The sequence below is a fragment of the Tabrizicola aquatica genome (genome assembly GCF_002900975.1).
GTDB classification, from domain to species: domain Bacteria; phylum Pseudomonadota; class Alphaproteobacteria; order Rhodobacterales; family Rhodobacteraceae; genus Tabrizicola; species Tabrizicola aquatica.
Genome location: NZ_PJON01000005.1, coordinates 252,368 through 278,722, shown reverse-complemented (window position 1 = coordinate 278,722; position 26,355 = coordinate 252,368). Strand labels below are relative to the sequence as shown.

25 protein-coding genes, 1 tRNA gene, 1 pseudogene and 1 other annotated feature are annotated in these 26,355 nt (G+C 66.2%); of the genes and pseudogenes, 5 read left to right on the top strand and 22 right to left on the bottom strand.

The genetic code is table 11. The features are described 5' to 3' along the window. Nucleotides 1-104: 104 nt before the first annotated feature. Nucleotides 105-278, bottom strand: a complete 174-nt coding sequence (locus CXR42_RS17640) for a DUF3553 domain-containing protein (RefSeq protein WP_103258894.1) — start codon at nucleotides 276-278, stop codon at nucleotides 105-107. A gap of 26 nt (nucleotides 279-304) precedes the next feature. Here CXR42_RS17640 and CXR42_RS17635 point away from each other — a divergent pair, with 26 nt between their 5' ends. Then, complete coding sequence (locus tag CXR42_RS17635) at nucleotides 305-901, top strand: histidine phosphotransferase family protein (protein ID WP_103258893.1); 597 nt, start codon at nucleotides 305-307, stop codon at nucleotides 899-901. Between the two features lie 19 nt (nucleotides 902-920). On the opposite strand, the gene CXR42_RS17630 is transcribed toward CXR42_RS17635, so the two are convergent. The 8 genes and pseudogenes from CXR42_RS17630 to CXR42_RS17595 all read right to left on the bottom strand — a co-directional run bounded on the left by CXR42_RS17630 (nucleotide 921) and on the right by CXR42_RS17595 (nucleotide 7,511). Next, entirely contained in the window at nucleotides 921-2,180 is a 1,260-nt protein-coding gene (locus CXR42_RS17630; RefSeq protein ID WP_103258892.1) for a glutamate-5-semialdehyde dehydrogenase, read from the bottom strand. A gap of 77 nt (nucleotides 2,181-2,257) precedes the next feature. Then, nucleotides 2,258-3,382, bottom strand: coding sequence for a glutamate 5-kinase (proB, locus tag CXR42_RS17625; protein WP_180996102.1), 1,125 nt, complete (start codon nucleotides 3,380-3,382; stop codon nucleotides 2,258-2,260). Beyond that, on the bottom strand, nucleotides 3,370-4,392 hold the full coding sequence (gene obgE / locus CXR42_RS17620) for a GTPase ObgE (RefSeq protein WP_103258932.1): 1,023 nt from the start codon (nucleotides 4,390-4,392) through the stop codon (nucleotides 3,370-3,372). Before obgE ends, proB begins: the two co-directional genes overlap by 13 nt. A gap of 213 nt (nucleotides 4,393-4,605) precedes the next feature. Then, the gene (locus tag CXR42_RS17615; RefSeq protein WP_103258891.1) at nucleotides 4,606-5,034 is read right to left on the bottom strand and encodes a methyltransferase domain-containing protein; all 429 of its coding nucleotides are present in this window, start codon (nucleotides 5,032-5,034) and stop codon (nucleotides 4,606-4,608) included. A gap of 5 nt (nucleotides 5,035-5,039) precedes the next feature. Next, on the bottom strand, nucleotides 5,040-5,582 hold the full coding sequence (locus CXR42_RS17610; RefSeq protein ID WP_103258890.1) for a GNAT family N-acetyltransferase: 543 nt from the start codon (nucleotides 5,580-5,582) through the stop codon (nucleotides 5,040-5,042). 171 nt (nucleotides 5,583-5,753) lie between these two features. After that, nucleotides 5,754-6,023 carry a 50S ribosomal protein L27 gene (gene rpmA, locus CXR42_RS17605; protein WP_103258889.1) on the bottom strand — a complete coding sequence of 90 codons (270 nt, stop codon included), beginning with the start codon at nucleotides 6,021-6,023 and terminating at the stop codon, nucleotides 5,754-5,756. An 81-nt stretch (nucleotides 6,024-6,104) separates the two neighbouring features. Continuing rightward, nucleotides 6,105-6,476: pseudogene (gene rplU, locus CXR42_RS17600) on the bottom strand (50S ribosomal protein L21); the annotation flags it as partial. Nucleotides 6,477-6,656: 180 nt separating this feature from the next. Then, complete coding sequence (locus CXR42_RS17595; protein ID WP_103258887.1) at nucleotides 6,657-7,511, bottom strand: DUF2059 domain-containing protein; 855 nt, start codon at nucleotides 7,509-7,511, stop codon at nucleotides 6,657-6,659. A gap of 180 nt (nucleotides 7,512-7,691) precedes the next feature. Between CXR42_RS17595 and CXR42_RS17590 the strand changes: the two genes are divergently transcribed. Together CXR42_RS17590 and CXR42_RS17585 are read left to right on the top strand one after the other, a co-directional pair. Then, nucleotides 7,692-7,781 (top strand) — tRNA-Ser (locus CXR42_RS17590). A gap of 505 nt (nucleotides 7,782-8,286) precedes the next feature. Next, complete coding sequence (locus tag CXR42_RS17585) at nucleotides 8,287-11,460, top strand: PKD domain-containing protein (RefSeq protein ID WP_146038102.1); 3,174 nt, start codon at nucleotides 8,287-8,289, stop codon at nucleotides 11,458-11,460. A 274-nt stretch (nucleotides 11,461-11,734) separates the two neighbouring features. Here CXR42_RS17585 and CXR42_RS17580 read toward each other — a convergent pair whose 3' ends face one another. Genes CXR42_RS17580 through CXR42_RS17550 form a run of 7 tightly spaced genes read right to left on the bottom strand, consistent with a single transcriptional unit; the run spans nucleotide 11,735 to nucleotide 17,213 of the window. Continuing rightward, the gene (locus tag CXR42_RS17580) at nucleotides 11,735-12,034 is read right to left on the bottom strand and encodes a PAAR domain-containing protein (protein ID WP_103258885.1); all 300 of its coding nucleotides are present in this window, start codon (nucleotides 12,032-12,034) and stop codon (nucleotides 11,735-11,737) included. Nucleotides 12,035-12,037: 3 nt separating this feature from the next. Then, nucleotides 12,038-12,370, bottom strand: a complete 333-nt coding sequence (locus tag CXR42_RS17575) for a hypothetical protein (protein ID WP_103258884.1) — start codon at nucleotides 12,368-12,370, stop codon at nucleotides 12,038-12,040. Then, complete coding sequence (locus CXR42_RS17570; protein WP_146038100.1) at nucleotides 12,367-13,020, bottom strand: hypothetical protein; 654 nt, start codon at nucleotides 13,018-13,020, stop codon at nucleotides 12,367-12,369. Before CXR42_RS17570 ends, CXR42_RS17575 begins: the two co-directional genes overlap by 4 nt. Nucleotides 13,021-13,030: 10 nt before the next feature. Continuing rightward, nucleotides 13,031-13,738: a hypothetical protein gene (locus tag CXR42_RS17565; RefSeq protein WP_103258882.1), complete on the bottom strand. Its 708-nt coding sequence runs from the start codon at nucleotides 13,736-13,738 to the stop codon at nucleotides 13,031-13,033. Nucleotides 13,739-13,762: 24 nt separating this feature from the next. Continuing rightward, nucleotides 13,763-14,305, bottom strand: coding sequence for a hypothetical protein (locus CXR42_RS19665; protein ID WP_219727964.1), 543 nt, complete (start codon nucleotides 14,303-14,305; stop codon nucleotides 13,763-13,765). A 2-nt stretch (nucleotides 14,306-14,307) separates the two neighbouring features. Then, nucleotides 14,308-14,817: a DUF4123 domain-containing protein gene (locus CXR42_RS17555; protein ID WP_103258881.1), complete on the bottom strand. Its 510-nt coding sequence runs from the start codon at nucleotides 14,815-14,817 to the stop codon at nucleotides 14,308-14,310. Continuing rightward, a complete protein-coding gene (locus CXR42_RS17550) occupies nucleotides 14,814-17,213 on the bottom strand; it encodes a type VI secretion system Vgr family protein (protein WP_103258931.1) in 2,400 nt (799 codons plus the stop codon). The genes CXR42_RS17555 and CXR42_RS17550 overlap by 4 nt, the downstream gene beginning before the upstream one ends. Nucleotides 17,214-17,496: 283 nt before the next feature. Here CXR42_RS17550 and CXR42_RS17545 point away from each other — a divergent pair, with 283 nt between their 5' ends. Then, nucleotides 17,497-18,843, top strand: coding sequence for a hypothetical protein (locus CXR42_RS17545; RefSeq protein WP_180996101.1), 1,347 nt, complete (start codon nucleotides 17,497-17,499; stop codon nucleotides 18,841-18,843). After that, nucleotides 18,840-19,640 (top strand): COG3904 family protein, encoded by an 801-nt coding sequence (locus CXR42_RS17540; RefSeq protein ID WP_245875482.1) that lies wholly within the window; start codon nucleotides 18,840-18,842, stop codon nucleotides 19,638-19,640. Before CXR42_RS17545 ends, CXR42_RS17540 begins: the two co-directional genes overlap by 4 nt. Nucleotides 19,641-19,656: 16 nt before the next feature. Here CXR42_RS17540 and arsJ read toward each other — a convergent pair whose 3' ends face one another. The 6 genes from arsJ to bhcR form a co-directional block, all read right to left on the bottom strand. Beyond that, nucleotides 19,657-20,907 carry an organoarsenical effux MFS transporter ArsJ gene (arsJ, locus tag CXR42_RS17535; RefSeq protein WP_281256781.1) on the bottom strand — a complete coding sequence of 417 codons (1,251 nt, stop codon included), beginning with the start codon at nucleotides 20,905-20,907 and terminating at the stop codon, nucleotides 19,657-19,659. Next, on the bottom strand, nucleotides 20,904-21,911 hold the full coding sequence (locus CXR42_RS17530) for an ArsJ-associated glyceraldehyde-3-phosphate dehydrogenase (RefSeq protein ID WP_103258879.1): 1,008 nt from the start codon (nucleotides 21,909-21,911) through the stop codon (nucleotides 20,904-20,906). Before CXR42_RS17530 ends, arsJ begins: the two co-directional genes overlap by 4 nt. Nucleotides 21,912-21,916: 5 nt before the next feature. Next, on the bottom strand, nucleotides 21,917-22,771 hold the full coding sequence (locus CXR42_RS17525; protein WP_103258878.1) for a metalloregulator ArsR/SmtB family transcription factor: 855 nt from the start codon (nucleotides 22,769-22,771) through the stop codon (nucleotides 21,917-21,919). A 121-nt stretch (nucleotides 22,772-22,892) separates the two neighbouring features. Then, entirely contained in the window at nucleotides 22,893-23,756 is an 864-nt protein-coding gene (locus tag CXR42_RS17520) for a universal stress protein (RefSeq protein ID WP_103258877.1), read from the bottom strand. Nucleotides 23,757-23,770: 14 nt separating this feature from the next. Beyond that, entirely contained in the window at nucleotides 23,771-25,261 is a 1,491-nt protein-coding gene (locus tag CXR42_RS17515; RefSeq protein ID WP_103258876.1) for a SulP family inorganic anion transporter, read from the bottom strand. A gap of 67 nt (nucleotides 25,262-25,328) precedes the next feature. Beyond that, nucleotides 25,329-25,386: a sequence feature (sul1 is cis-regulatory element that is thought to sense ions involved in sulfur or methionine metabolism; They are found in Alphaproteobacteria), on the bottom strand. A gap of 86 nt (nucleotides 25,387-25,472) precedes the next feature. Beyond that, the gene (gene bhcR, locus CXR42_RS17510) at nucleotides 25,473-26,330 is read right to left on the bottom strand and encodes an HTH-type transcriptional regulator BhcR (RefSeq protein WP_103258929.1); all 858 of its coding nucleotides are present in this window, start codon (nucleotides 26,328-26,330) and stop codon (nucleotides 25,473-25,475) included. Nucleotides 26,331-26,355: the final 25 nt, after the last annotated feature.

The following is a 26,355-nucleotide window of genomic DNA, read 5'->3' as shown; positions in this document are numbered from 1 at the left end:
CGCCTGACTTAGCCAGCGCCCCGCCGCAATGCAACCACCTGCGGACCCAGTGCCGCACCCCGGCAATTCCCGGTTGAGGGTGGCGGGATATTTCGCCTATAGGCTTAATGACCAAACACCGGAACCAGGAAGATGCGCTTGCTGTCGATCACCACCTTGCCCGCATGTTCGAAGTTCACGGTGACCCGTGCGCCCACCACCGATTGCACCTGTCCCAGGCCCCAATCGGCCTGATCCGGATGGCGCACCAGCATCCCGGGCTCCAGCAGCGACCCCATTCCCCTCTCCCCTCACTGGACTTGCGATGACCGAAACACCAGACATTGCCGCCCTGATCGCCTCGCGCATCTGCCACGACCTTATCAGCCCGATCGGCGCCATAGGCAACGGGGTGGAGTTGCTGACGATGGAACCCGGCGGCCAGCGGCCCGAGATCGCGCTCATTTCGGAAAGCGTGGCCAATGCGAATGCCCGCATCCGGTTCTTCCGGATCAGCTTTGGCGCAGCCGGCGGCGACCAGCGCATCGCCCGGTCCGAGGTGCTGTCGGTCCTGACCGACCTGACGCGCGGCGGGCGGGTTGGCTATGCCTGGACCTCGGCCGCAGAACTGCCCCGGCGCGAGGTGCGGCTGGCCTTCCTGCTGCTGCAATGCCTGGAAACCGCGATGGCCTATGGCGGCAAGGTTCAGGTCACCCAGGCGGCGACCGGCTGGACCATCCTGGCCGAGGCGCCGCGCCTGAAGCTTGACCCTGGCCTGTGGGAAATCCTGGCCCAGCCCGGAGCGCCGGCGGGGCTCGGGGCGAACCATGTGCATTTCGCGATGGTCCCGGATGAACTTGCCCGCCAGGGCCGCCGCCTTGTCACCGAACTGGGCGAGACGTCGATCCGGCTGGCGTTCTAGGGGCCTGGAGGACCGCGCCTCAGGTGCGGATCGTCCCGTCGCCCGTCACCAGATATTTGAAGCTGCACAGCTGTTCGGCCCCCACGGGGCCGCGCGCGTGCATCTTGCCGGTGGCAATCCCGATTTCCGCGCCCATCCCGAACTCGCCCCCATCGGCGAACTGGGTCGAGGCGTTGCGCATCAGGATCGCGCTGTCCAGCCGCTGGAAGAAGCGTTCCGCGGTGGCGTCGTTCTCGGTCAGGATCGCTTCGGTATGGCTGGAGCCGTATTTGCGGATATGGGCGATGGCTTCATCCACCCCGTCCACCAGCTTGGCGGCGATGATCATGTCCAGAAACTCGCGCCCGAAATCATCGGGCTGGGCTTTGACCGTGCTGGGTATCTTCAACAGCTCGCCCTCGGTGCGGACCTCGACACCCGCTTTCAGCAAGTCCTCGATCAGCACGGGCCCATGCTTGGTGTAGAACTGCCAGTCGATCAGCAGACACTCGGCCGAGCCGCAGATGCCGGTGCGGCGGGTCTTGGCGTTCAGGACGACGCGGCGGGCTTTTTCGAGGTCGGCATCGCGGTCGGCGTAGACGTGGCAGATGCCTTCCAGATGAGCGAAGACGGGAACACGGGCTTCGCGCTGGACCAGGCCGACAAGGCCCTTGCCGCCGCGGGGGACGATGACGTCGATGTATTGGGTCGCCTGCAGCATCGCCGTGACCATCTCGCGATCGCGGGTCGGGATGAACTGGATCGCCGCGGCGGGGAGGTTGGCCGACTTCAGGCCGTCAAGCATGCAGGAATGGATGGCTTCCGAGGTTTCGAAGCTTTCCGACCCGCCGCGCAGGATGACAGCGTTGCCGGACTTGAGGCAAAGGGCACCGGCGTCGGCGGTGACGTTGGGGCGGGATTCGTAGATCACGCCGACAACGCCAAGCGGGGTGGCGACGCGCTGGATATGCAGGCCGTTCGGGCGGTCCCATTCGGCAAGGATGCGACCGACGGGGTCCTTCTGTTCGGCGATCTGGCGCAGCGCGTCGACGATCCCGCGCAGGCGGGTGTCGTCCAGCCGCAGGCGGTCGCGCATGGCGGGGGTGATTCCGCGCTGGTCGGCCGCATCGAGGTCCAGCGTGTTGGCGTCGAAGATTTCCTGCCGTCGGCGCCAGACGGCATCGGCGGCGGCGATGAGGGCTGCGGCCTTGCGTTCCGAGGAGGCGCAGGCAAGTTCCGCCGCTGCGGCGCGGGCCTTTTGGCCGATGTCGGTCATCAGGTCGGTGAACTGGCCGTCCATTGTCTTCGCTCCGTCTCAAGTGGGGCGCAAAAGTTTTCGAAAACTTTTGCAAATTCCTTCGAAGGAATTTGGGCCCCTCAAACCACCATGTCGTCCCGGTGCACCAGCGCCGCGCGGCCCTGGTAGCCAAGGATCGCCTCGATCTCGCCCGACCGGTGACCGGCGATCTTGCGGGCCTCGGTGGAAGTATAGCGCACGAGGCCCTTGCCGAGAACCGCGCCTTCGGGCGACAGGATCGCCACCGGCTCGCCGCGTCCGAAGCTGCCGGTCACTTTGGTCACGCCTGCAGGCAGCAGGCTTTTGCCGGCCCGCAGCGCCGTCACCGCACCCGCATCCAGCGTCAACTCGCCGCGCGGTTTCATCGCGTTGATCCAGCGCTTGCGGGCGACCTGCGGGTCGGCTGACGGGACGAACCAGGTCCGTGTCGCCCCGTCTGCAAGCGCCTTCAGCGGGCGCAGGGTAGAGCCCTCCATGATCGCCATGGCGCACCCCCCGGCAACGGCCGTCTTGGCCGCCAGAAGCTTGGTCTTCATCCCGCCTTTGGACATGCCGCTGATCGGGTCGCCCGCCATCGCCTCGATCTCGGGCGTGATGGTGTCGACCAGGTCAAAGCGGGAGGCGGCCGGGTCTTCTTTCGGATTTGCCGTATAGAAGCCGTCGACATCGGACAGAAGGACCAACTGGTCCGCCCCCACTGTCACCGCGATCTGGGCCGCCAGCCGGTCATTGTCGCCAAAGCGGATTTCGTCGGTCGCGACCGTGTCGTTCTCGTTCACGATCGGCACGACACCCAGGCCCAGCAGCGTCTCCATTGTCGCGCGAGAGTTCAGGTAGCGCCGGCGGTCCTCGGTATCCTCCAGTGTCACCAGCACCTGCGCGGTGGTGATGCCATGGGGGGCGAGGACCTCCTCATAGGCGCGGGCAAGGCGGATCTGACCCACGGCAGCAGCAGCCTGGGATTGCTCCAGCGTCAGGACACCGTCGCCCAGGTTCAGCACCTTGCGACCCAGCGCGATGGAACCGGAGGAGACGAGGACGACATCGGTGCCGCGCGCCTTGGCCTCGACCACGTCCAGGGCAAGGGCAGACAGCCAGGCTTGCTTCAGCCCGGTCTGGCGATCGACAAGAAGGGCAGACCCGATCTTGACCACCAGCCGCTTGGCCGTGCGGACATCGGGCGACGCCAGTGTCAAGGTTGCCACGGACCTGACTCCTGCACCGGGGCGGCGGCGGTGATGGTGGCGTAAAGCGCCCGCAGCACTTCGGGCAGGCCCTTGCCCGAGACGCCGGAGATGACGTGAACCGGACCGCCGGACGCCTTTTCCAGCGCGCGGCGGCGGTCGCTGATCTGTTTGGCGTCCATCGCATCCGTCTTGTTCAGCGCGAGGATGCGGGGCTTGTCTCCGAGCAGATCCGAATAGGCTTCAAGCTCGGTCACGATGGTGCGGTAGTCGGCGGTGATGGTAGAGGAAGTGCCGTCGACAAGGTGGAGCAGGACCTTGCAGCGCTCGACGTGGGCGAGAAACTGGGTGCCGAGGCCCCTGCCCTCGGACGCACCTTCGATCAGGCCGGGGATATCGGCCATGACGAATTCGTGCCCGTCGATCCCGACGACCCCAAGGTTCGGGACAAGGGTTGTGAAGGGGTAGTCGGCGATCTTGGGCCGGGCGTTCGAAACGGCGGCAAGGAAGGTGGACTTGCCGGCGTTCGGCAGGCCGACAAGGCCTGCATCGGCGATCAGCTTCAGGCGCAGCCAGATCGTGCGCTCGATGCCTTCCTGGCCGGGGTTGGCGCGGGCGGGCGCGCGGTTGGTCGAGGACTTGAACCGCAGGTTGCCCCAGCCGCCATTGCCGCCTTGGGCCAGCAGCACGCGCTGGCCGACCTCGGTCAGGTCGGCGAGGACGGTTTCCTCGTCCTCGTCCAGGATCTCGGTCCCCAGCGGGACCTTCAGGACGATGTCGTCGCCGGTCTTGCCGGTCTTCTGGCTGCCCATGCCGGGCTGGCCGGACTTGGCGAAGAAATGCTGCTGGTAGCGGTAGTCGATCAGGGTGTTCAGCCCCTCCACCGCCTCGGCCCAGACGGACCCGCCATGGCCGCCGTCGCCGCCGTCGGGGCCGCCGAATTCGATGAACTTCTCGCGCCGGAACGACACGCAGCCGGCCCCGCCGCCGCCGGAGCGGATGTAGACTTTGGCAAGGTCGAGGAACTTCATCGGGCGGGCTTTCGGGAGGGGATCAGGGGTCAGGGGATACAGGAAGCGGGGCCGATGCTCAAGCCGGCGTGCGACGGGGGCGGTGTCCACGGTGGGCATTCCGTCAATTTCCATTAACATCAATATGTTATGCGCGAGCGTTTACCAAATCTTAACCCGGCCCGTCAGATGCTGCGCACCGGTCTTTGCCGTAGGGTGGGGTTGAACCCCACCCTACGCCTGCGGCAAGGGCAGCACGGTCAGCGGATCGCCGGTATCGACGTAAAGCCTGCCGCCCGGCACCAGCGCGGCGGCGATGCGTGGCAGGGCCAGTGCCCCGGCGGCGGGGTGACGGCCGTCCAGCGCGCCGACGCGCAGCGCAAAAGCAAGATCGAAGGGCGCCTCGCCCGGCAGAAGGACAAACTCTTCGGCGGCAACGGCGCGGAAGGCCAGGGTGCCGGCCGCAATCTGGGCCGCACTGCCGCGCATGGCCTGGGCGATGGCGGTCGCGGAGCGGTAGATCCCGAGGACAAAGCCCGCAGGCCCGACGATCTGCACCACCTCGCGCGCGGCGACGCCGGGGCCGCAGCCGATCTCCAGGACGCGCATACCCGGCCACAGCGGCAGGGCCGCCACGGCACGGGCGATGCGGTCCGCGACCATCGGCCCTAGCCCAGCTTGCGGATATAGGTCCAGGTCGGCACGTTCGCCCCGCGCGCGACCGAGAAGCTTTCGGCATCGCCGAGATACTGGAAGCCCGCATTGGTCAGGACCCGGGCCGAACCGGGATTGTCCTGGAACGCCTCGGCGAACATGGTGGAGTTGCCTTGCGGGTTGGCCGCCACCAGCGCCAGCACCGCCTGGCTGGCGATGCCGTGGTTCCAGAAGGCGGGGGCAACCCAGAAGGCGACCTCGGACTGGTTGCGGTCCATCTTCTTCAGCGAGATGACCCCCAGCACCTCGGGCAGGGCCGAGCGGGTGCCGTCCATGACCCAGATGTCCTCTTCGCCGGCCGAAGCCATGGCACGGGCACAAAACGCCTCGGCCGTGCCGGGAGGCAGGGGATGCGGAATGCCCTGGGTCGCCTCGGCCACGCGTTTGTCCCCGGCATAAAGCGCGAACAGCCCGGCATCGGATTTGCGCACGGGACGCAAGGTGAACCGTTCGGTCTCGATCGTGACCGGAATGGTGGCGATCTTCTCCTGGAGCATGGCTTCCCTCCTTTGAAGCGCATGTGGGGATTGTCGGCTAGCCGCGCAATCGCCCGAATGTTTGGCCCTTTCGCGGCGTGTTGCCACATTTCGCGTCCGGACCCGGAAACGGAAAAGGGGACCGGCCCTTCGGCCGATCCCCCTTCTACAATCCGATTGTAAAGGTTCGGCTTACTCGGCTGCCTCCGCCACGGGGAGGACGGAAATGAAGGTGCGACCCTTCAGACCCTTCTTGAAGGTAACGCGGCCCTCGACTTTCGCGAAGATGGTATGGTCGGTGCCCATGCCAACGCCTTCACCCGGGAACCACTGGGTCCCGCGCTGACGGCAGATGATGTTGCCCGGAATGGCAGCCTGACCGCCGAAAAGCTTGATGCCCAGGCGACGACCGGCGCTGTCGCGACCGTTGCGGGATGAACCGCCTGCTTTCTTGTGTGCCATGGGGGATTACTCCTGCGCTGCAGCGGCCTTGGCGGCACGCTTCGGTTTCTCGGCCGGGGCGGCGGCTTTCGCAGCGCCAGGGGCCTCATGCGCGGCGACGCGGGCGGCGGCAGTGCCGGTGGCAGCCTTCACGCCGGTCTTGTCGGCGCCGGTCGCCAGAACCTCGGTCACGCGGACCAGCGTCAGCTGCTGGCGGTGGCCCTTGGTGCGCTGCGACGAATGCTTGCGGCGACGCTTGACGAAGTGGATGGTCTTTTCGCCCTTGATCTGGTCGATGACCTCGGCCTGGACGGCCGCGCCTGCAACCAGCGGCGCACCAACGGTGGTGTCGACCATCAGGATGTCGTTGAACTGGATCTTTTCGCCAGCGACGGCATCAAGCTTTTCAACACGCAGAACGTCACCCGCCTGCACCTTGTATTGCTTGCCGCCGGTCTTGAGGACCGCAAACATGGGTCTTTCCTTCTCTTGCTCCGCGTCCTGTGGCCCCCGTTGCCGGGCGTTCGCGGGGTTTCCCCGCCGTCGGACAGCGCGCCCTTGCGGGCGTCATGAAAATAGGGTCCCGGCGCGAGTCGCCCCACGCCGGGATGCGCGCTTATGCGGCGAACCCCGGCGGGAGTCAAGCGTCGGCCCTTAGATATCGCGCCCCTGCGAGGCCCGGCCGGCCGCCCGGCCCAACTGGTAGGACACGTCGCGGAACACCTCGTCAAAGGCGGCGAAAAGGGCCGCGTTCAGCCGTTGCCCGGCGGGGGTTTCCATGAAATCGGCATAGGCGGCCAGTTCCGCCTCGGTCAGGGGGGCGTAGGCAAGCCCAAGGTAGGCGTGCAGCCACGAGGTCGTATCGGCGCGGATCTGCTCTTCCTGGCCCCAGACCTGGGACATCAGCTCATCCTGGGGCAGCATGGTGCCGTCGGCCGAGGTTTCGGCCATGCCGGTCAGGAAGGCGAGGTTGCCCGAAAGGCCGCCGGCCACGTTCATCTCGATCAGGTCGCCGGCGGCGATGAACCGGTCCAGAAGCTTGACCTTGGGGTCGCGGTCCGAGGCCCGGGTCTCGGCCGCGACGCGGGCGGCTTCTTCCTGCGCTTGGTCCAGAAAGGCGCGGCGGGCGTCGATCTCCAGCCCGACGACGCGGCGCCCGAGGTCCGAGGTGAAAAAGCCGGTGATCTCGGCCAGGACGGCCGGGTCCTGCGCCAGTTCGCGTTGCAGGACGGAGTCGAACCCGTCGCGCAGGCGGGTGGTGTCGTAGATCGCGGCGACCTCGGCCTCCCACCGGGGGCCGCCGCCGCCGGGGAACATCTGCGCCTCAAGGTCCTTGCCATAGGCGACGCCTTCGTCCTTGAGGACGGCAAACAGGTCATCCAGCCGCAGCGCCTGCGACAGGGCGGGCACGTCGGCCTGGGCCGCCGGGGCGTCCTGCGCAAGGGCCGGCAGGGACAGGGGCGCGGCAAGGGCCAGCAGCGTGGAAAGGGCAAGGCGGCGAAGCGGCATCGGCAGTCCTTCGGATGGGCGCAGGCCCGGATCGGTCGGCCCAGAGGTAAAGGCTTGCCGCCCCCTTGCCAAGCGCGCCGCGCGCAACAGGCCGTGATCGGCGAAACGGCGCGGATTGCCCCTTGCGCCCCGCTCAAGACCCGGCTATCCAGCCGCCCACATAGACGACCCCTGAAGCGCGGAGAGGTGACGGAGTGGTCGATCGTGGCGGTCTCGAAAACCGTTGTAGGTTTGCGCCTACCGTGGGTTCGAATCCCACCCTCTCCGCCAATTCCCCCAAGTAGGTTGTGCTAGGTATCCGGCTGCCGCCGGTGGCTTGGGGCATATGGGCTTTGTGGCGGCCGATTCCCCAGGATTGATGGAAGCCTGCCCCCAGCCAATTGCGTGAGCCTGTTGATTGCAGGGATCAAGTGAGTTTCTGGCAGCTCAAGACCTGTATTTGAGGAATTCCTGGGTTTCGCCCGGCTTTCTGGCGCATGGGCATTTGCCGTGCAAAGCAAACATCATCGCGGAATGTGAGAATGCGCACTTTCACGGGCGCAGAAAAACTGCACAATGCTGCCGCACGTCGCGCTGCAACTATCACGCTGCTGCAGGCCAAAGACCAGGAGAAGAAATCGTGTCCAGACTGACAAGACCTTTCGCAAGAATTCTAAAGCCCGTGCTTGCGGTCACATTGATCTTGTTGGCGTCCTTCTTTGCCCTGCCGGCCGCAGCGCAGCACCTGTCAACGGAATGTCCTCCGCAAACGGCCACGGTCAGCAGCGGGGGGACCGTGACGATCAACATCACCGATTGCGCGTCCAACATCGGCTTCATCGGCATTGGCGTCATTGACGGCGGCAGCACCGGCCCTGCGGATTTCGAGGACCATGGCACGGCGACCACGCGGCGCACGGGCGACGAATGGTTTCTGGACTACAGCCATAACGGATCGACCGGAATTGGCGGCACCGACGTGTTCGAGTTGACCGGGGCCGACGGCACGGGAAACGACGACGTGCTGTTCACCATCACGATCACCGCCTCGGCCTCGCCGATCACGGTAGCGCCCGGGGCTTTGCCGACATTGCAGGCCGGCACGCCGTTTTCCCAGACGCTGACTTCGACCGGCGGAACGGGAAGCTACACCTACGCGGTGGCGGCCGGGACCGTTCCCGCCGGCACGTCGCTAAGCCAGGGTGGCGTGCTGAGCGGCACACCGACCGAGCGTGGAGCCTATTCCTTCGCGGTCAGGTCCACGGATGCCAACGGCATCTCGGTCGACAAGGGCTATACCGGATCGGTTCAGAACCCAACTCTCGCACTGCTTGCGGGAAGTGGAACCGCGTCGCGCGGCCAGCCGTTCAGCCAGCAACTGGCGGTAATCGGAGGGGTTGCTCCTTATGAGTTCCAGATTGAAACGGGCGCCCTGCCTGCGGGAATAACTCTGTCTTCGGGCGGCCTTCTCAGCGGCACGACCTCGGATCCTGGCAGTTCCTTCCCGGTGACCATCCGGGTGACCGATGCCAGCACGGGGCCGGGCAGATATTTCGAAGTCGAAGCCTTCACCCTTGCAGTGACCAACAATCAGGCACCCAACAGCAACGCGGGGGCTGACCAGACGGTGGCCTCGGGGGCCGGGGTGACGCTGGACGGGACCGGGTCGACCGACCCGGAGGGCCAGACGCTGTCCTATACCTGGTCGCAAACCGGCGGGCCGGGGGTGGTCCTTTCCAGCACCACCGCCGCGCAGCCGACGTTCAGCGCACCGACCGTGGCCTTCAACGCCGCGCCGGTCGTCCTGACCTTCAGTCTGATCGTCAATGACGGGGTCCAGAACAGCGTCGCGGACAGCGTGGTGATCACCGTCAGCCCGGCCGTGAACCAGCCGCCGACCGCCAATGCGGGGGCTGACCAGACGGTGGCCTCGGGCGCCGGGGTGACACTGGACGCGAGGGGGTCGACCGACCAGGAGGGCCAGGCGATGGCCTTCATCTGGTCGCAAACCGGCGGGCCGGCAGTGGTCCTTTCCAGCCCCGTTGCCCCCCAGCCGACGTTCACCGCGCCGACCGTGGCCTTCAATGCCGCGCCGGTCGTCCTGACCTTCGAACTGGTCGCCGATGACGGCTTCCTGAGCAGCGTCGCGGACAGCGTGACGATTACCGTCAACCCTGCCGTGAACCAGGTGCCCACGGCCAACGCGGGGGCCGACCAGACGGTGGCCTCGGGGGCCGGGGTGACGCTGGACGGGACCGGGTCGACCGACCCGGAGAACCAGACGCTGTCCTATACCTGGTCGCAAAGCGGCGGGCCGGCAGTGGACCTTTCCAGCACCACCGCCGCGCAGCCGACGTTCAGCGCACCGACCGTGGCCTTCAACGCCGCGCCGGCCATCCTGACCTTCGACCTGGTTGTCAATGACGGGGTCCAGAACAGCGTCGCGGACAGCGTAACGATCACCGTGAACCCGGCCGTGAATCAGGTGCCCACGGCCAACGCGGGGGCTGACCAGACGGTCGCCTCGGGGGCTGGGGTGACGCTGGACGGGACGGGATCGACCGACCCGGAGGGCCAGACGCTGGCCTATACCTGGTCGCAAACCGGCGGGCCGGGGGTGAGCTTGACCGGTTCGACTTTGGCCCAACCGACGTTCACCGCGCCAAGCTTGCCATTCAACGCACCGGATGCGGTGCTGACCTTCAGCCTGGTGGTCAACGACGGCGTCCAGGACAGTCTGGCCGACGACGTCACGATCACCGTGACCGCGCCGGTTGACCTGACCGCACCGACTGTGACGCTGGCCGGACTTCCGTCCTCGGTCCTGCCGGGGGCAGTGGTGCAGGTGGATGTCCTGTTCTCGGAGGATGTGACGGGACTTGCTGCGGACGACTTCGCCATTGCCAACGGGACGGCCACGGCGATCAGCGGCAGCGGGTCAAGCTATGTGCTGACGATCACGGCGACGGGGGGCGGCACGCTGAGCGTCTTCCTGCCGGCGGACAGCGCCATCGACGTCGCGGCAAACGGCAACCTGGCGTCGAACACGCTGGAAGCCGGGCCGGGTGCCGTCAGCGAAACCGAGGCGGCCATTGCAACCTATCTGCAGCAGCGGGCGAATGCCCTGGTTGGCGCGCAGCCCGGCCTGATCCGGCTGCTGCAGTCGGTCGGCGGGCCACAAGTTGCCGTCTCGTCCAAGGGTTTCACCTATGCGACCGAACCCGGTCATCCCGTCTGGGCCAGCATTACCGGCCAGTGGGGCGAAAACGGCGATGCTGACACGCGCTATGTCCTTGGTGCCGTCGGGACCCATGCCTGGCTGAGCGAACGGGCGATCCTTGGCATCATGCTGGAGCTTGACCAGATGGTGCTGTCCGAACCGGGTCGCACGGTCGAAGGAACGGGCTGGCTGATCGGCCCCTATGTGGCCGGACAGGTCCAGGACCACCCGCTGTTCTATGAGGGGCGGGTCCTGTGGGGAAAGACCAGCAACGCGGTGGAGCAGTTCGGGCTTCCCGCCGACAGCTTTGACAGCGAACGACTGCTTGCCCAGTTCAAGCTGCAGGGCGAGATGATGCTGGGGACAACCAGGGTCCTGCCCTTTGTCGACGGATCCTATGTCAGCGACAGGCAAGAGTCCTATGTCGACGGGTTGGGCAACACGATCGCCGGGCAGACCGTCGAACAATCCCAGGTCGCTCTGGGCCTTGACCTGAACTGGACGCTTGCCGCGGGCAATGGCGTGCTGGAGCCGATGGCGGGGCTTTCGGCGGTCTACACCGACAGCGCCGGATCTGGTGCGGCGGCGCTGATCGAGCCCGCCTTCCAGGGCTGGCGCGGGAAGCTGAAGGCCGGTTTGCGTCACAGCACCGGGCGGTCGGTCTTTGACGTGATGACCTTTGTCGACGGTATCGGCACGCCCGATTATCGCGACTATGGCTTGACACTGTCGTTCAGCACGCAGTTCTAGCTTGCGGAACGACAGGCCGACGTCGGCCGTCAGCGACTAAGGCTTTGGCGCGGTCGGGCTGGATCGGATCAACAATGCTGTCCGCTTCCAGATCACGCCGCGCCAGGCCCCCGGTCTTGACTGCATGCTGGGATGCGGAAAGGCGCAGACACGGATGGCCACCATCCGGTTGCGGCTGGTTCAATTGGCGGAGATCTTGATCGGCACGGCGCGGACACGTGCTGGCCGCGCGGGATTGGGCAAGGGGCGCTTCGCCTGTGGCGGTTCAAGACGGTCAGTCGGCGGTCAGCCCGGGAACGCCCGCAACCAGCTTGCCGCCGTGCGACGTCGCATCCCCGATCCGCATCAGGCCCTTGCCGTTGATCCGCACGATCGATGACCCCTTGGCCAATCCGTCCTGCCCCGGCATTCCGGTGCAGAGGCATTGGCCACCCTCGACCGCGACCGGGATGCCGTTGTAGCGTACGAAGCTTTGGCCGGGCGAGACGACGGGGCCACCGATATGCGGTTTCGGGCCTGGGTCCACCATCGGGCAGACATGGGCTTGACCAAGCAAGCTGACGGGTTTGCTCATGGTTCAGCCTCCTTCGGGGGCAAGATAGCGACTGACGGCAAGGGCGCGGCGCGCGGGATTGGCGTCGTCGGCCGTGATAAGATGCATGACATATTCGGTCTGCGCCGACGAAAGCGCCTGTGGCGCCGGCCGGAACACGGCGAGCAGGATCCGTTCGGTATCGGCGGGATCGGTAATGCCGGCATCCTCGCAGAATTTCTGGAATTCCCGCAATTGCAGCGCCACATAGGGCAAGGGGGCAGCACCATAATGGGCGGGATGGGCTGCAACGACTTGCCGTGCGAGGTCGATCAGGCGTCGGCGCGACAGGTCTGTCAGGGGATCGCGATCCATCATGCGGCCATCCGGTTGACCTGGACGATCCGGGCGCGGGTGTCGTCATCCAGATCGGCCATCGCATCTTTCAGTGCCTGCTCACGCAGCCGAAGGTCGGCGGAGTGAAGCAGGTTTCGCAGCGGGTCCTGCGGGCTGATCACCGCCGCATTGCGCGTCAGCATCTGACGATCCCAGTCGGTCAACTGACCCGTCGCCAGCCGGGTATCGGCCGCGTCCGCCGCAGCGAAAAGCGCGGCATAGCTTGCTGGGGGCAACAGCGACAGAACCCGCTGCCGCAGGTCTGGGACACGACGGTCGGCCGGAAGAAGCTGCGTCACCTGGCGGTTCTTCTCGTCCTGGGTAAGGAACCCCAACGGCAAACGCGCTGCGCTTTGCGGCATCGACACGGTCACCAGCGCCGTGTCGACGAACTCGGTCACCTCGGCCAGCCAGGGCGCACCGTTCGCCGCCCAGGCCAGAAGGTCGCGCAGGAATTGCGGTCCCATGCCGGCGGCCGCCGCCTTGCGGTTCTGGACCACGGCGTGGCGAAAGGCGTCGCGCAGCGACAGCGGATCGACCCGACCACCGAAGATGACGGGTGTCACCGGCAACGCGAGGTCCAGGCTGAACAGCATCGCCGCTTCGCCCCAATGCGTGATGCGCGGATCCAAAGGTGCCATCCTAGACGACGTCCGTGATCCGGCCAAGCGGGACGCCTGGCGGCATCCACGCCTCGTCTGCGGCCAGTTGGGCCGCCGCGCGCATCTTGGCGTGCGGGAAACCCGGGCGTGCAGGAAAGTTGAAGTCCCGGATGGCCCGGCGCAGTGCGGCGCCCTGGTAGATCCGATAAAGGAACGGCAGGGAATCCTTCCCGTCGTCATCCAGCGGCACCAGCCCATAGCGCATGTGGACCTGACGGTCCCAGTCGGTCGGGGGCTTGCTCTGCTCGGCCTCCAGCCGCGCGTTGAAGCCATCGCGATCCCATTCCCGCAGGAAGAAGGCCGCGAATTCGTCGAACTGGCGCTGCTCTTCGATGGTCTGACCGACGTCTGGCCAACCGCCTGGCGCATTGGCATAGCGCAACAGGATCGAGGCCCAGTACATGTTCGGGTTGGCCGGATGATAGGTATAGGCGTCGTGGATCCATTTCAGCAGCACCATCGATCGGTCGCGCGACAGCATCTGTGGCGCAAGCCCTTGAATAGTCTCCCACGCGGCTTGGGGATGGCCGAAATTGCTGCCAAGGATCGCCGCCTTGAAAACCGCCTGGAAGCGGCCGGCGTCTTCCGGGTCATCGGTCAGGCCGACATCCCCGTAAAACGGCAGGGCCGCATCCTGCGCCATGGGCAGGATCGCCTCACCGGGGCGGTTGTGCTCTTCGTAGATCATGCTGAGTCTGTTCCTTGGTTCATGTCATGGCACCGCCAAGTTGCCGGGGATCGACCACCATAGGGGTGGGGCCAGCGACGGCAACATGCGGATGCCGCGGTAGAGCAGATAACCAAGTCCGACAGTTGCCGCGCCCGCCGCGACGTCGCCAGCGGCGCTGCCGGTGACGCCGGTGTAGGGCGTGGCCACCGGATTGTTGGCCTGCCAATCCGCCGGCGACGGGACCGGCTTGTTAGCCCAGGAGCGCGCGCCGGCGGGCAGCCCACCCGGCGGACAGCCGCGACCGTCATGCTCGTCAAGATGCTGTTGGAGCGTATCCTGTTGCGTGCGAATCTCGTTCTCGTGGTTGATCCAGCCGGTGGTTCCCGGACCTTGCGCCCCTGGGGCCACCTGCTGGGCAAAGCGTTCGACCAGCCCGCGCGTGCCGCCCGCGCCGGGCGCCTTGCTGCGGTTGACCAATTCGTTGATCTTGTCGGCAAGACACTGGCAGATGTTGCCGGTGCATTCGCGCAGGGTCTTGCGCAGCGATTTTCCCGCATTGGGCACATGCTGAGGGGTCTCGACCACGGTCAGGCCGCCTTTGCGGTGACGGCAACAAAGGTGCTGTCAAAACCGCCTTCTGCGAAGATCGCCGTTTCGACCAAGGAGAACAGCCCCGGCAGGGCCGGATCGGTCTGCAGCATGTAGTCGAAATTGCGCGCAGTGTAGAACTTCACATAAACCTCCCGCCCGTCGATGCGGCCACGCAAGAACTTTTTCAGATGCCGCCGCACCGGATCGATCCCGGCGGGCGCGTGCAAAAGCAGGCCGTGGCCGTCGGCCAGCACCTGCCAGATGAAATCCTGTGCCTGCGGCGAGGCGCCTTCCAGCGCCACAAGCCAGGGGGCCACGTCTGCCAGATCCTCGCCCGGCTGGCCACGGAAGAGGCAGCTGTGCTGCACACGGTAGGCGTCCAGAAGATGCGCCGCATTGGGCACGCGCGCGGCATCGAACAAAAGATAGACCGACAGCTCTGGGCCGGGGCGCGGCAGGGCCTCGGCCGAGGGCACGGCCAGACTGTGGCGCTGGAGCCGCGTCATTTGCTGCAATCCTGATTGTATGGCTTGTCCGAGGCCAGCTGCGCCTCGTTCGGAGAGCCACTGGTCATGTCGATCGCCGGCGCCTTCAGCCGGATCGCCCTGGCCTTGATCGTGACGCCGCTGGCGTCGATGATGATCGTTCCCCCGGGCCCTCCGATCACGATCTTCTCGGTGGCCATTTCCGTATGCTTCCTGGTGCGCGTGAAGATCGAGGCCTTGGCCTCAAGGTCATAATCCTCGCCAATGACCGCAACGTGCTTCTTGCCCACCGACAGGCTTTGGGTATGGCCGACGACGGTGTTCTTGTAGAGGCCGATCTGCTCGGTTCGGGCGATGCCGATGGTGTCGGAGCGGAACTTCTCGATCACCGTATTCAGCGACCCGCTGCCCCCCAGAAGCTTGCCGAACAACCCCTGCATGCCCGGGACGGCCGCGACCATCCCGCCCATGGCCGAAGCAAAGCTTCCGACCGGAGCGCCGGCAGCACTGCCGTGCTTGCGCATGAAGGCACTTCCAGCCGTGACTAGGCCGGCCAAGGCGCCCAGCACCAGACCACCGTTGCCGCCGATGAACACCGCCTTGTTGCCATCGACATGCTGCTGGACATCGCGGCCGACGGTTTCAGACAGGTCGCGATCGATCTCGATCACCATGTCGCCGCTTCCGACCTGGCCGCCGGGTTCGCCAAGCCCCACGGCAACGGCCGCGATCCCCTGGTCGTTTTCGGTCGCGTCGCCGGGGGTGAACTTCCCCTTGTGGCTTGGCCCGACACTGACCCGCATGTCACCGCCGACGACATGGTCGTGAAAGTTGTCGATCTCGCTCGCCTTGCTGTGACCGACGCTTTCGACCTTGTTGATATTGACGCGGGCTGTCTGGTTGTTCTCGACCTTGGTATTGTGGTCCTTCTGGGCGTGCAGGAAGATCTCCTCGCGCCCCGCCTCGTCCTCGAAGCGCAACTCGTTGTAGCCCTCGGCCTGGTGGGTCTGGGTCTTGAACGTCGATACGGTCTTGTTTGCCGGCAAGGGATACGGAACGGTCTGCTTGGCGTTGTAGACACATCCTGTGACCAGCGGCTTGTCGGGGTCGCCTTCCAGGAATTCGACCACCACCTCCATCCCGATCCGGGGGATGACCATGCCGCCCCAGCCCGCACCGCCCCAGTTCTGGCTAACCCGGCAGCGCATCGAATGGGCGGCTGCGAGGTCCCAGTGGAACCGCACCAGGATCCGGCCGTAGTCGTCGCAGTCGATCTCGCCCTCGCCAACGACAACCGCGGTCTGCGGGCCCTGCACCACGGCGAGCGGGGTCTTGCGTTCCGGGGCCAAGGGGGCATCGGATGGCATCAGCACATAGCGCCCGTTGTAGTCCGCTTCCGCTGCCGCCTCGCCCGAGCCATAGGCGTCGGAGGTGTAGCTGTGTTCGGCCACGAGGCACAGAAACTCGGCCCCCGTCCCGGGCACCGGATCGCCGTCCAGCGTCACCTTCAGGCCCGCGGCAAGCGACATCGCATCGCCCAGCGCCTCATACCTCTGGTCCTGGCCGCGCTCGCGGGCCAGACTGCGCGCCACCACGGATTTGCCTTGACCCTGGTCAAGGTAGTCGCCGGGCCAGTCGAAGCTTTCGATCTGCCCCTCGGCGTGGGCGGCATCGCCGGTGCGGTCGACCTCCATCGCGGCCTTCGGCGCCTTGAAGTTGTAATCCGTCAGCCGCACCGCCCCGGTGGTGATCCGGCGCGCCGGGGCCCAGGCGTGGAAATGCTCTTCGGCCGCATGGTGCTGGCTGCCGTAGCCGCGGAATTTCCGGGGGCCGATTGTGGGATGGATGTCCGCCGCATCGGTCACCACCATCCTGTGACTGCCCGGCTCATGCTGGAAATGGTAGCTTAACCCGAACCTCTCCATCATCCGGCAGGCGAAGGCAAAGTCGCTTTCCCGGTACTGGACCGTGTATTCAAGCTTTGGGTAGTCGGTGGTCGTGGCGATCTCCAGCGGCCCGGCGCCGGCATAGGCGGCAAGCAGTTCCTGCAGGATCTCGGTGACGGTCTTGTCGTGGAAAATCCGCTGGTTGCGCCGCCGCGTGGCAAGCCAGAACCAGGGCCGCAGCGTCAGCCGGTAGCGATGCCCGTTCTCGCCCACCCCCAGCCAGCGCGCTTCGGTGACGATGCCGTCAAAGGGCCGGTCCTCGCCCCGGTGGGTGACCAGCGTGACCGTCGCATGTGTGCCGACGAGCGCGTCGAAATCGATGTCCGGCGTTGTGGACAGGCAGTCAACCTCGTAGCTGAACAGCCCGCTCAGCCGGTCGCTGCCCGCGAACCGCAGCAGAACCAGCGTATCCGCCCCCAGAACCGTCGCCAATCGCCCCGCACGTGTCCCCTGAATGAAAGGTGCGTTCATGGCGGAACCCCGGAAAAAATACCTGCAATCAAGCATCTGAGGTTAATACATTCCAGAAAGAGAGCAACCACTGATTGCATGTCAAAGCAGTGGAAGCTGCAGGCGGCTGCGTTCTGCAACCCTGGGACGCTGGCCGTGCATCACGATCTGCGGCCCCTGACTGGCTTGGCGGCAAGGCCGAGGTCCATCTGACAATTCCGAGAGCGGCGCGGCTTCGACCGAGTTTTTGCTGTCATCGGACTCCCGCGGTGCCTACCCTGACCTTGCACAGCTGGAGGTCGGGATGAACGAAGCCAACGGTCACAACTCTTCGCGGGGTGACGGACACCAGCACGCCCGCGAGATCGAAGGCCATCTGACCGCGCTGGACAGCTTTGCCCCTATGGCACTGGGGGTGCTGGCGGTCGCGTCGGGGATCTACACCTATCTGGGCGTGCGGTCGCTGCTGGATGGTTCCGGGGCCCTGACCTTCTTTGCCGCCGTGGCCTATTCGCTGGCGGTCTCGGTCGCGATCTTCGTGTTCTGGAGCTACATGCTGCGCCTTACGCCCGCCATGCGGACCGCCAGCGCCCGGATCGGCATGCTGTTGACCATGGTTGCCGGAAGCCTGGCGATCGTTGCGATGTCCTCGTGGCTGAACGCGGCGGCCCTGGCCGGGTCCGCGGCGGTGGAGCAGCACCTGGCCCTTACGGTGCGCGACTATCAGGTGGAACTGGAGCAGGCCAACCGCGTTGCGGTCGCCGGCCAAGGGTTGCAGCTTGACGTGTCCCGCGCGCGCCAGGCCTTTGCCGATCTGTCGACGCAAGAGGCCGACGGCAACCTGTCCGGCACGTCCGGGCGCGGGGCCGTGTTCCGTGTCCTGACCTCGAAGGGCGACGAGTTGGCGGCGCTTGAGGCGCAGATCGAGGCGCAGGCCCCCCTGATCGAGGCCGCCTTCGCGGAAGGCAACGCCATCCTGTCGCGGATGCGCGAGCTGACGGCCGCGACCGGCCCTGTCGCCGAAAGGTCCGTCATCTTTGCCGAGGAATCCGTGCGGCTTGCCGGTCTGATCGCCCGGCTGCGACAGTTGTCTGTGGCGCCGGTCGTGGACCGGGCGGCGCAGGATCTGGCCGCCTCGGTCGTGTTGCCCGAGCTTGACGGGTCGACGGATGCGATCCGCGGCGCGCAGCAGACAACCATCGAGTCCGTGCTGCAGGTCCTGGGCCAGCGGGCGGAATCCCTGCGCAGCGCCGCACAGGCGGTGATGGCCCTGCCGGCCGCCGAGGAGACCACCTACCAACCGATTTCCACGGCGGATGCGGTCCTGCGTTATGCGGGCGATTTCGTTCCCTCATGGGCGGGTGCGATTGCCATCGATCTTCTGCCCGCCGTTCTGGTTTTCATGATGATGGTCGCGCAATCGGCGATCCGCGAGGGCCGAGCCACCGCCGACCCCGAGGAAGCCATGTCGCTGCGGGACTTGCGCAAGGCGGTCGTCGCGCTGCGAAGCATCGAGGCGATCAGTGGCACGCCACGCGGGGCAGAGGCGTTGCCCGAGACCACGTCGGACGACCGCGATGCCTTGCCAGAGATCGGCGGGGATACGGCTTTCGGGAATGTCGAAGCCCTGGACCGTGGAGCACGCAAGTGAGCGAGCCGGTGCCCTTGGCCAGCCGCAAGCGGGCTTGGGATGCGCCTTGGGTGCTGAAGGCGATGCTGGTCGCGCAATGCGCCCTGGCGGGTCTGGTGGTCCTCGCTGACGTGCCGGCGTCGTTCCTGGGCCTGCTGCCGGCCGGGGGGCCGACGGCGCCTGCAATCGACCAGCCGGTCCGGCCCGGCGATCAGACGCGGCGCTTTGACCCCAGGCGCGCCCCGCTCGATCTGCCGCAGAACCCCTATCTGTCGCCGGACCAGCGGGTTCCCCCGCAACTTGAGTTCAGCCTGATCGAAACCGGGGAAAGCGCGGGAAACATCCTGCTGAACGGGACGATCGCAAGTGGTGACGCGGCCCGGCTGTCGCGGTGGATGGATGCCTTGACCCGGGAAACGACCGGGGTCCTGTTGAATTCGCCGGGCGGCGAGGTGAACGAGGCGCTGGAGATCGGCCGCATGCTGCGCGATGGCGGTTTGCCGGTGACCGTTTCGGCGAATGCCTTCTGTTTCTCGGCCTGCCCCTACATCCTGGCCGGCGGGTCTGAGCGCACAGTCTCGCGCCGGGCGACCGTCGGGGTCCACCAGCACTATTTCGGCGAGAACACCTATCTTCCTGCCTTCCTGTTGGTGTCGGACATCCAGTCGGGCCAGGCGCAGGTGATGACCTACCTGAACGAGATGGGGATCGATCCGCTGTTGATGGCCAAGGCGTTGATGACGCCGCCCGACGACATCTATGTCCTGGTGCCGGAAGAGTTGGAGGCGTTCCGCCTGGCCACCATCGTCACGGACTGATCCGGGGGGCGTCTGGCTAGGGGACCGCAAGTCGCCGGGCCGACAGCCAGCTTGCCAGTGCCATGGTGCCTGCAGCGGCCAGACACAGGGGCAGCCCACCGATCTGGTAGCTGAGACCGGAGAGCAGCGTGCCGATCAGGCGCCCGGCGGCATTGGCCATGTAATAGAACCCGATGTCGCGCGTGATCCGGTCGGCCGATCCGAATGCCAGGATCAGATAGGAATGGACCGAGGAATTGACCGCGAACACAAAGCCGAACACGAGCAGGCCGCCGATCAGCGTCGCTGTCAGCCAGGGCGACGGCCCGTCTGCGGCCCAGGCCGCGACGGCCAGCAGGAAGGGGATCGGCACCAGAAGCCCGGCCCAGAGGATGGCCTTGCGGGTCGTCTCGGCTTCGGGCTGGCTTCGGGCCCCCAGCAGGCGCGGCGCAAGGGCCTGCACCGCGCCATAGGCGATGATCCACAGGGCCAGGAAACTGCCGATCAGAAAGAACGCCTCGCGCCGGCCTTCGGCGGTGCCGTCGGACAGGACGGACTGGAAATAGACCGGGATGCCGACCACGAACCACACGTCGCGCGCCCCGAACAGAAACATCCGCGCCAGCGACAGCCGGTTGACGCGCGGATCGCGCGAGCGCCAGCCGCCCCAGGCTTCATCCGACTTCACCCGGCCCGGCAGGCCGGCGGGCAGGAACAGGACCACCGCCAGCAGGATCACCGCCAGCACCCCCGCCATGCCCCAGACCGCAGCCTGAAACCCCGCAAAGGCAAGCAGCGCCGCGCCAAGAAAGAAGCCCAGCCCCTTCACCGCGTTCTTGGACCCGGTCAGCAGCGCCACCCAGCGGAACAGACCGCCCTCCGTGCTTGGTGCCAGCAATTTCACGGCCGATTTCGACGACATCTTGGCCAGATCCTTGGCCACGCCCGACACGCCCTGAACCGCCATCACGAAGGCGACCGAGGCAGCGACACTCCACCCCGGATCAAGTTGGGCCAGCGCCACCAGTGCGGCGATCTGCAAGGCAAGGCCGCCATACAGCGTCGCAGCCAGGCCAAACCGCGCGGCCAGCCAGCCGGCCGCAAGGTTGGTGACGATGCCCGCCACCTCGTACAGCAGGAACAGCCAGGCCAGTTGGACGGGCGTGAAGCCCAGCGCGTTGAAGTGCAGCAGCACCAGCATCCGCAGCGCGCCGTCGGACAGCATGAAGGCCCAATAGGCCGCCGTCACCGCAGCATAGGCGCGCAAGGGATTTGCGGCGTCGGTCACAGCGATCCCGCGACCATCCGCGCGACATCGGCCAGCCGGCAGGCATAGCCCCATTCGTTGTCATACCAGGCATAAACCTTCACCTGCGTGCCGTTGATGACCATCGTGGACGGGCCATCGACGATCGAGGATCGCGGATCGTTGGTAAAGTCCGAGGAAACCAGCGGCCGCGTCTCGAAGCCAAGGATGCCTTTCAGCGGGCCTTCGGCAGCGGCTGCGAAAAGGGCGTTCACGTCCTCGGCCGTGGTGGCGCGCTCGACCTCGAACACGCAGTCGGTAAGCGAGGCGTTCAGGAGCGGGACGCGCACCGCGTGACCGTTAAGGCGGCCCTTCAACTCGGGATAGATCAGGGTGATCGCCGTGGCCGATCCGGTCGTGGTCGGAATCAGGTTCAGCAGGGCCGACCGGGCGCGGCGCATGTCCTTGGCCGGGCGGTCCACGATGGTCTGGGTATTGGTGACGTCGTGGATCGTGGTGATCGAGCCGTGGCGGATGCCCAGGTTTTCATGGATCACCTTGACGACCGGCGCGAGGCAGTTGGTGGTGCAGGAGGCTGCGGTGACCAAGTTTTGCGAGCCGTCGTAAAGGTGATGGTTCACCCCGTAGACCAGGTTCAGCGCGCCGCCGTCCTTGACCGGGGCCGAAACGACCACCTTCTTGACCCCAGCGGCGTGGTAGGGCGCGATCTTCGCGGCGGTCTTGAAGACGCCGGTGCAGTCGATGACCAGATCGACGCCCAACTCTGCCAGGGGCAGCGCCTCGATGGTCTTTTCATGCGTCAGGCGGATGGACCGGCCGTTCAGGACCAGCGCCCCATCCGCCGCCGCGACCGGCGTGCGCCAGCGGCCGTGGACGCTGTCGAACTCCATCAGCAGCGCGTGCTGTTCGGCATCGCCGGCGGGATCGTTCACCAGCACGACCTCGCCGCCCGCACCGCTGTCGATCAGGTCGCGCAGGACGAGTTTTCCGATGCGGCCAAGGCCGTTGAGGGCGATACGGGTCATGTGGGTCAAGCCTTTTCCGGGCTGTCGGCGCCGATGGCATCGACGCGGGATTGCAGGGACATCCGGTTCAGGCTTTCGAACGGCAGTTCGACGAAAGCCATGATCCGGCGACGCAGGGCGGCATAGGTCTGGGCGAAGGCCAGCACCCGTTCCGCGTCGGTTCCGGTGGCCTTGACCGGGTCGGGCAGGCCCCAGTGGCCGGTGATCGGCTGGCCGGGCCAGGGCGGACATTCCTCGGCTGCGGCGGTGTCGCAGACGGTGAATACGAAATCCATGGCAATGGAGTCGGGCTGCTGGAACTCGGCAATGTGCTTGGCGCGCAGGCCAGAGATGTCGTGGCCGTTGCGTTGCAGGATTTCCAGTGCAAAGGGATTGAGTGCAGTATTGGGACGGGTTCCGGCCGAGAAGGCCTGGAACTTGCCCTGCCCCAGGTCGCGCAGCAGCGCCTCGGCAAAGATCGAGCGGGCCGAGTTGCCCGAGCAGATGAACAGCACGTCGAAATCGGTGTCGCGATGCGGGGCAGTCATGCGGGCGGGATCCTTCTGAACGGTAAGCAGGGGGGCAAGCAGATCGGGCCGGGCACGGCCGATATCCAGGGCGAGATAGCCGATCAGCCCTTCGGTCGCGTCCAGATCGACGGCGTAGTAAAGCGACCGGCCCCGCCTATCGACCCCGACAAGGCCCGAGGCCGTCAGGTCCGCCAGATGGTGCGACAGGGTGTTCTGCTTCAGGCCAAGCGCCGCAGCGATTTCGGTCGGGCGCACGCCCTGCGGCGCAAAGCGCATCAGCAGGCGAAAGACCGCCAGCCGGCCGGGGTGGCCAAGCGTGGAAAAGGCATGAGCGGCGCGGCTATGTTCCATGATTCCCGATTACAGGAAATGAAATCGGTGGTCCAATGAAGGTTTGATGACAGGTCCAGCGGCCCCGTCCCTGACGTCAAAGCTGGCCGGCCCGCAGCGCGGCCATGGCCGGAAAGCCGGCCTAGCGCACCAGGACGACGGGCACCTTGCAGGCCCGGATCATCGCCGTTGTCGTGGACCCGATGATCAGGCTGCGGATGCGGCTGTGGCCGTAGGCGCCCATGACCAGCATGTCGAAGGGCGCTTGCTCCACCAGCCCGGCCAGCGCCGTCTCGGGTTGGCCGGGCAGGACGGCGGTATCCGCTGCGATCCCGGCAGACAGGAGCAATGCCTTGGCGTCGGAAAGGGCCTGCGTGACCTCGGCCGTGGCCTGGCCCACGGTCACGACCTGTACCGCAAGGCCCCGGAACAGCGGGCTGCGGGCGATGTGATCGACGGCCTTCCGAGCCGAGCCGCCGCCGTCATGGGCAACCAGAACCTTCTGGATCGGTCGGAACGCACGGGACGCGACAAAGACCGGCTTGTGACTGGCGCGGATGATGCGTTCCAGGTTCGAGCCGAGGTGCACCCTGGCGAAATCCGCCGCCTCGCCCCGCTTGCCGAGCAGGATCACGCCCGCATCGGCTTCGACATCCGCAACGGCCTCGACAAGATCGCCATGGCGCAGGCGGGTGGTGATCCCGGTCACGCCGGCCTTTTCCAGCAGGGCTGCCGCATCTTCCAGGATCGCCCGACCGCGCTGGCCAAGAAGCTTGGCGCGCTGTGCGTCCAGTTCGGCCAGTTCCTTCAGCAGCGCCGTCCGCGCGCCCAGACGGATCGCGCCGGAGTGGTCGTGCGTGTCCGACGCCTCGTCTCGGCCAAGCACGTGCAGCAGTTCGACCGGCGCGCCGGTGCGGCTGGCGATCCAGGCCGCATGGTCGCAGACGCTGGCCGAGTATACGGAGCCGTCAACAAGGGCGACGATCTTCTGTGGTTGGTCGGTCATCTCTGTCTCCCCCCTCAATGCGCCATCAGCTTGTCCGCAGCGCCCGGCTTGTCATGCATGGCAAGCTTGTCGACGATGGTTTCAGAGGCTGCGTTCAGGCCGACAATCTCGACCTCGGCCCCGTCGCGGCGGAATTTCAGCACTGCCATGTCCAGCGCCTGCACCGAGGAGATGTCCCAGATATGCGCGCGGCTGACGTCGATCACCACGCGGTCCAACGCCTCGCGGAAATCGAAGGCGTCCATGAAATCCTCGACCGAGCCATAGAACAGCTGGCCTTCCACCAGATAGGTCCGCACCCGGCCGTCGGCAGAGATGCTGGAGGTGACCTTGAACAATTGCGCGATCTTGCCGGCGAAGAAGATGCCGGACAGCAGCACGCCCACCAGCACGCCGATGGCCAGGTTGTGGGTCCAGACCACGGTCACCACCGTCGCGACCATCACCATGGAGGACGAGCGCGGGTGGACGGTCAGGTTCTTGATTGACGACCAGGAAAAGGTGCCGACCGAGACCATGATCATGATCGCCACCAGCGCGGGCATCGGGATCTGCGCGACCCATTCGCCAAGGAAGACCACAAGGATCAGCAGCACGGCCCCGGCGGTGAAGGCCGACAGCCGCCCTCGCCCGCCGGATTTCACGTTGATCATGCTTTGCCCGATCATGGCGCAGCCTGCCATGCCCCCGATGAAGCCGGTGGCGGTATTGGCGATGCCCTGGCCGATGCATTCCTGATTGCGGTCGGACTTCGTGTCGGTCAACTCATCCACCAGGTTCTGGGTCATCAGGCTTTCCAGAAGTCCCACCACCGCGATGGCCAGCGAATAGGGCAGGATGATCCAAAGCGTTTCCAGCGTCAGGGGAATGTCCGGGATCAGAAAGACCGGCAAGGTGTCGGGCAGTGCACCCATATCGCCCACGGTGCGCACCTCCCAGCCGAAGTACATCGTCAAGGCGGTCAGGACCAGGATCGTTACCAGGGGCGAGGGGACCGCCTTGGTCAGGTAGGGAAAAAGATAGATGATCGCCAGGCTGGCCGCGACCAGGACATAGGTCAGCCAGCCGACCGCCCTTGGGTCCAGTTCCGGCAATTGCGCCATGAAGATCAGGATCGCCAGGGCGTTGACAAAGCCGGTCATCACCGACTTTGAAACATAGCGCATCACGAAGCCAAGCTTCAGCAGCCCCATGGCGATCTGGATCACCCCGGTCAGCACCGTGGCCGCCAGCAGGTATTGCAGCCCGTGGTCGCGCACCAGCGTGACCATCAGCACCGCCGTCGCAGCCGTGGCGGCCGAGATCATGCCGGGCCTGCCGCCCACAAAGGCGATCAGCACGGCGATCGAGAAGCTAGCGTAAAGCCCGACCTTGGGGTCCACGCCTGCGATGATGGAAAAGGCAATCGCCTCGGGGATCAGCGCCAGCGCCACGACAAGCCCGGCCAGCACATCGGCGCGGATGTTGCCGAACCACTGTGCGCGGTAGGCATCGAGTGAAATCATGAAGAATTTTCCTGATCGACCCGGGCCAAATGGCCGCGCGTCGAAAGTTGATCCGGGTGTCGGTTCAGGTTGTCCGGCGGATCGGCGGCCGGAAGAGCCACCCGGGGATCACACCCAGGTCCATGTTCGCTGCACGATCCCTTATACGTCCCGCGCCGGGAATCCAACCCTTGGCGGGACCGCCTTCTGGCGCGCGTCCCTGGCGCGGGCCTTACCCGCGCCCGTCGGACGACGTCGGGTCCGCTCCGCCGATGGCCTGTGTCAGGGCTGCGGCGGCAGCCATGACCGGGCGTGAGAGGTTGTCCAACTGGCGCAGGCTGATCCGGCTGGTCGGCCCCGAGACCGAGATGCCTGCCACAGCCTCTCGGTTCACGTCAAAGACCGGGGCGGCGATGCAGCGCATGCCGGGGTTGCGCTCTTCATCATCCAGCGCAAAGCCCTGGTCGCGCACCTGGGTCAGGCCGGCCTTCAGGGCCGTGGGGTCGGTGATCGTGCGGTCGGTGAACGCCTCCAGCACGCGGGCACCAAGCCAGCGGTCCAGCCGGTCGCCCTCCATCTGCGCCAGAAGCGCCTTGCCGATGCCCGAGGCATGCATCTGCGACAGGGTGCCCGGCGGAAAGAAGGCGCGGATGCTGGCGTTGGTCTCGACCTGGCTAAGGAACAGCACCGCGCCCTCACGCTCGACCCCCAGGTTCGCGGTTTCGCCGGTTTCCTCCATCAGGCGGCGCAGGATGGGTCGGGCGCGTTCGACCAGGCTGGTGCGGCGCAGAAAGCGCGCGCCGATGATGAAGGCGCGGGGGCCGATGTGCCACAACTGCTCGGCCGGGTCGAATTCCACCAGCGCCTTGCCCTGCAACGTGGTCAGGATGCGGTAGACCGTGGCGGGGGATTGGTCCGTCTCTTCGGCCAGGGCCGAGAGGGTCTTGCCGGCACCCTGGCTGAGATAGTCGAACACCTCCATCGCGCGGTCGAGGGACTTGATGACGTTCTGGTCGGAATCATCCGCCCAGTCGCGCGGCCGACCCCGGGCGCGGCGGGTGGTTTGCGGGGCATCGACAGGGGTTTTCATGGGCTGGCCCTTGATCTGGTGAATT

Bases quoted from the DNA above. Each gene is read 5' to 3' on its own strand.
- CXR42_RS17545 (WP_180996101.1), top strand. From the start codon at position 17,497: ATGAACGAAGCCAACGGTCACAACTCTTCGCGGGGTGACGGACACCAG.
- CXR42_RS17580 (WP_103258885.1), bottom strand. From the start codon at position 12,034: ATGAGCAAACCCGTCAGCTTGCTTGGTCAAGCCCATGTCTGCCCGATG.
- rpmA (WP_103258889.1), bottom strand. From the start codon at position 6,023: ATGGCACACAAGAAAGCAGGCGGTTCATCCCGCAACGGTCGCGACAGC.
- CXR42_RS17520 (WP_103258877.1), bottom strand. From the start codon at position 23,756: ATGACCGACCAACCACAGAAGATCGTCGCCCTTGTTGACGGCTCCGTA.
- CXR42_RS17525 (WP_103258878.1), bottom strand. From the start codon at position 22,771: ATGGAACATAGCCGCGCCGCTCATGCCTTTTCCACGCTTGGCCACCCC.
- CXR42_RS17635 (WP_103258893.1), top strand. From the start codon at position 305: ATGACCGAAACACCAGACATTGCCGCCCTGATCGCCTCGCGCATCTGC.
- CXR42_RS17550 (WP_103258931.1), bottom strand. From the start codon at position 17,213: ATGAACGCACCTTTCATTCAGGGGACACGTGCGGGGCGATTGGCGACG.
- CXR42_RS17515 (WP_103258876.1), bottom strand. From the start codon at position 25,261: ATGATTTCACTCGATGCCTACCGCGCACAGTGGTTCGGCAACATCCGC.
- CXR42_RS17630 (WP_103258892.1), bottom strand. From the start codon at position 2,180: ATGGACGGCCAGTTCACCGACCTGATGACCGACATCGGCCAAAAGGCC.
- CXR42_RS17575 (WP_103258884.1), bottom strand. From the start codon at position 12,370: ATGATGGATCGCGATCCCCTGACAGACCTGTCGCGCCGACGCCTGATC.
- CXR42_RS17530 (WP_103258879.1), bottom strand. From the start codon at position 21,911: ATGACCCGTATCGCCCTCAACGGCCTTGGCCGCATCGGAAAACTCGTC.
- bhcR (WP_103258929.1), bottom strand. From the start codon at position 26,330: ATGAAAACCCCTGTCGATGCCCCGCAAACCACCCGCCGCGCCCGGGGT.
- CXR42_RS17565 (WP_103258882.1), bottom strand. From the start codon at position 13,738: ATGATCTACGAAGAGCACAACCGCCCCGGTGAGGCGATCCTGCCCATG.
- CXR42_RS17615 (WP_103258891.1), bottom strand. From the start codon at position 5,034: ATGGTCGCGGACCGCATCGCCCGTGCCGTGGCGGCCCTGCCGCTGTGG.
- CXR42_RS17610 (WP_103258890.1), bottom strand. From the start codon at position 5,582: ATGCTCCAGGAGAAGATCGCCACCATTCCGGTCACGATCGAGACCGAA.
- CXR42_RS17555 (WP_103258881.1), bottom strand. From the start codon at position 14,817: ATGACGCGGCTCCAGCGCCACAGTCTGGCCGTGCCCTCGGCCGAGGCC.
- obgE (WP_103258932.1), bottom strand. From the start codon at position 4,392: ATGAAGTTCCTCGACCTTGCCAAAGTCTACATCCGCTCCGGCGGCGGC.
- CXR42_RS17640 (WP_103258894.1), bottom strand. From the start codon at position 278: ATGGGGTCGCTGCTGGAGCCCGGGATGCTGGTGCGCCATCCGGATCAG.
- CXR42_RS17595 (WP_103258887.1), bottom strand. From the start codon at position 7,511: ATGCCGCTTCGCCGCCTTGCCCTTTCCACGCTGCTGGCCCTTGCCGCG.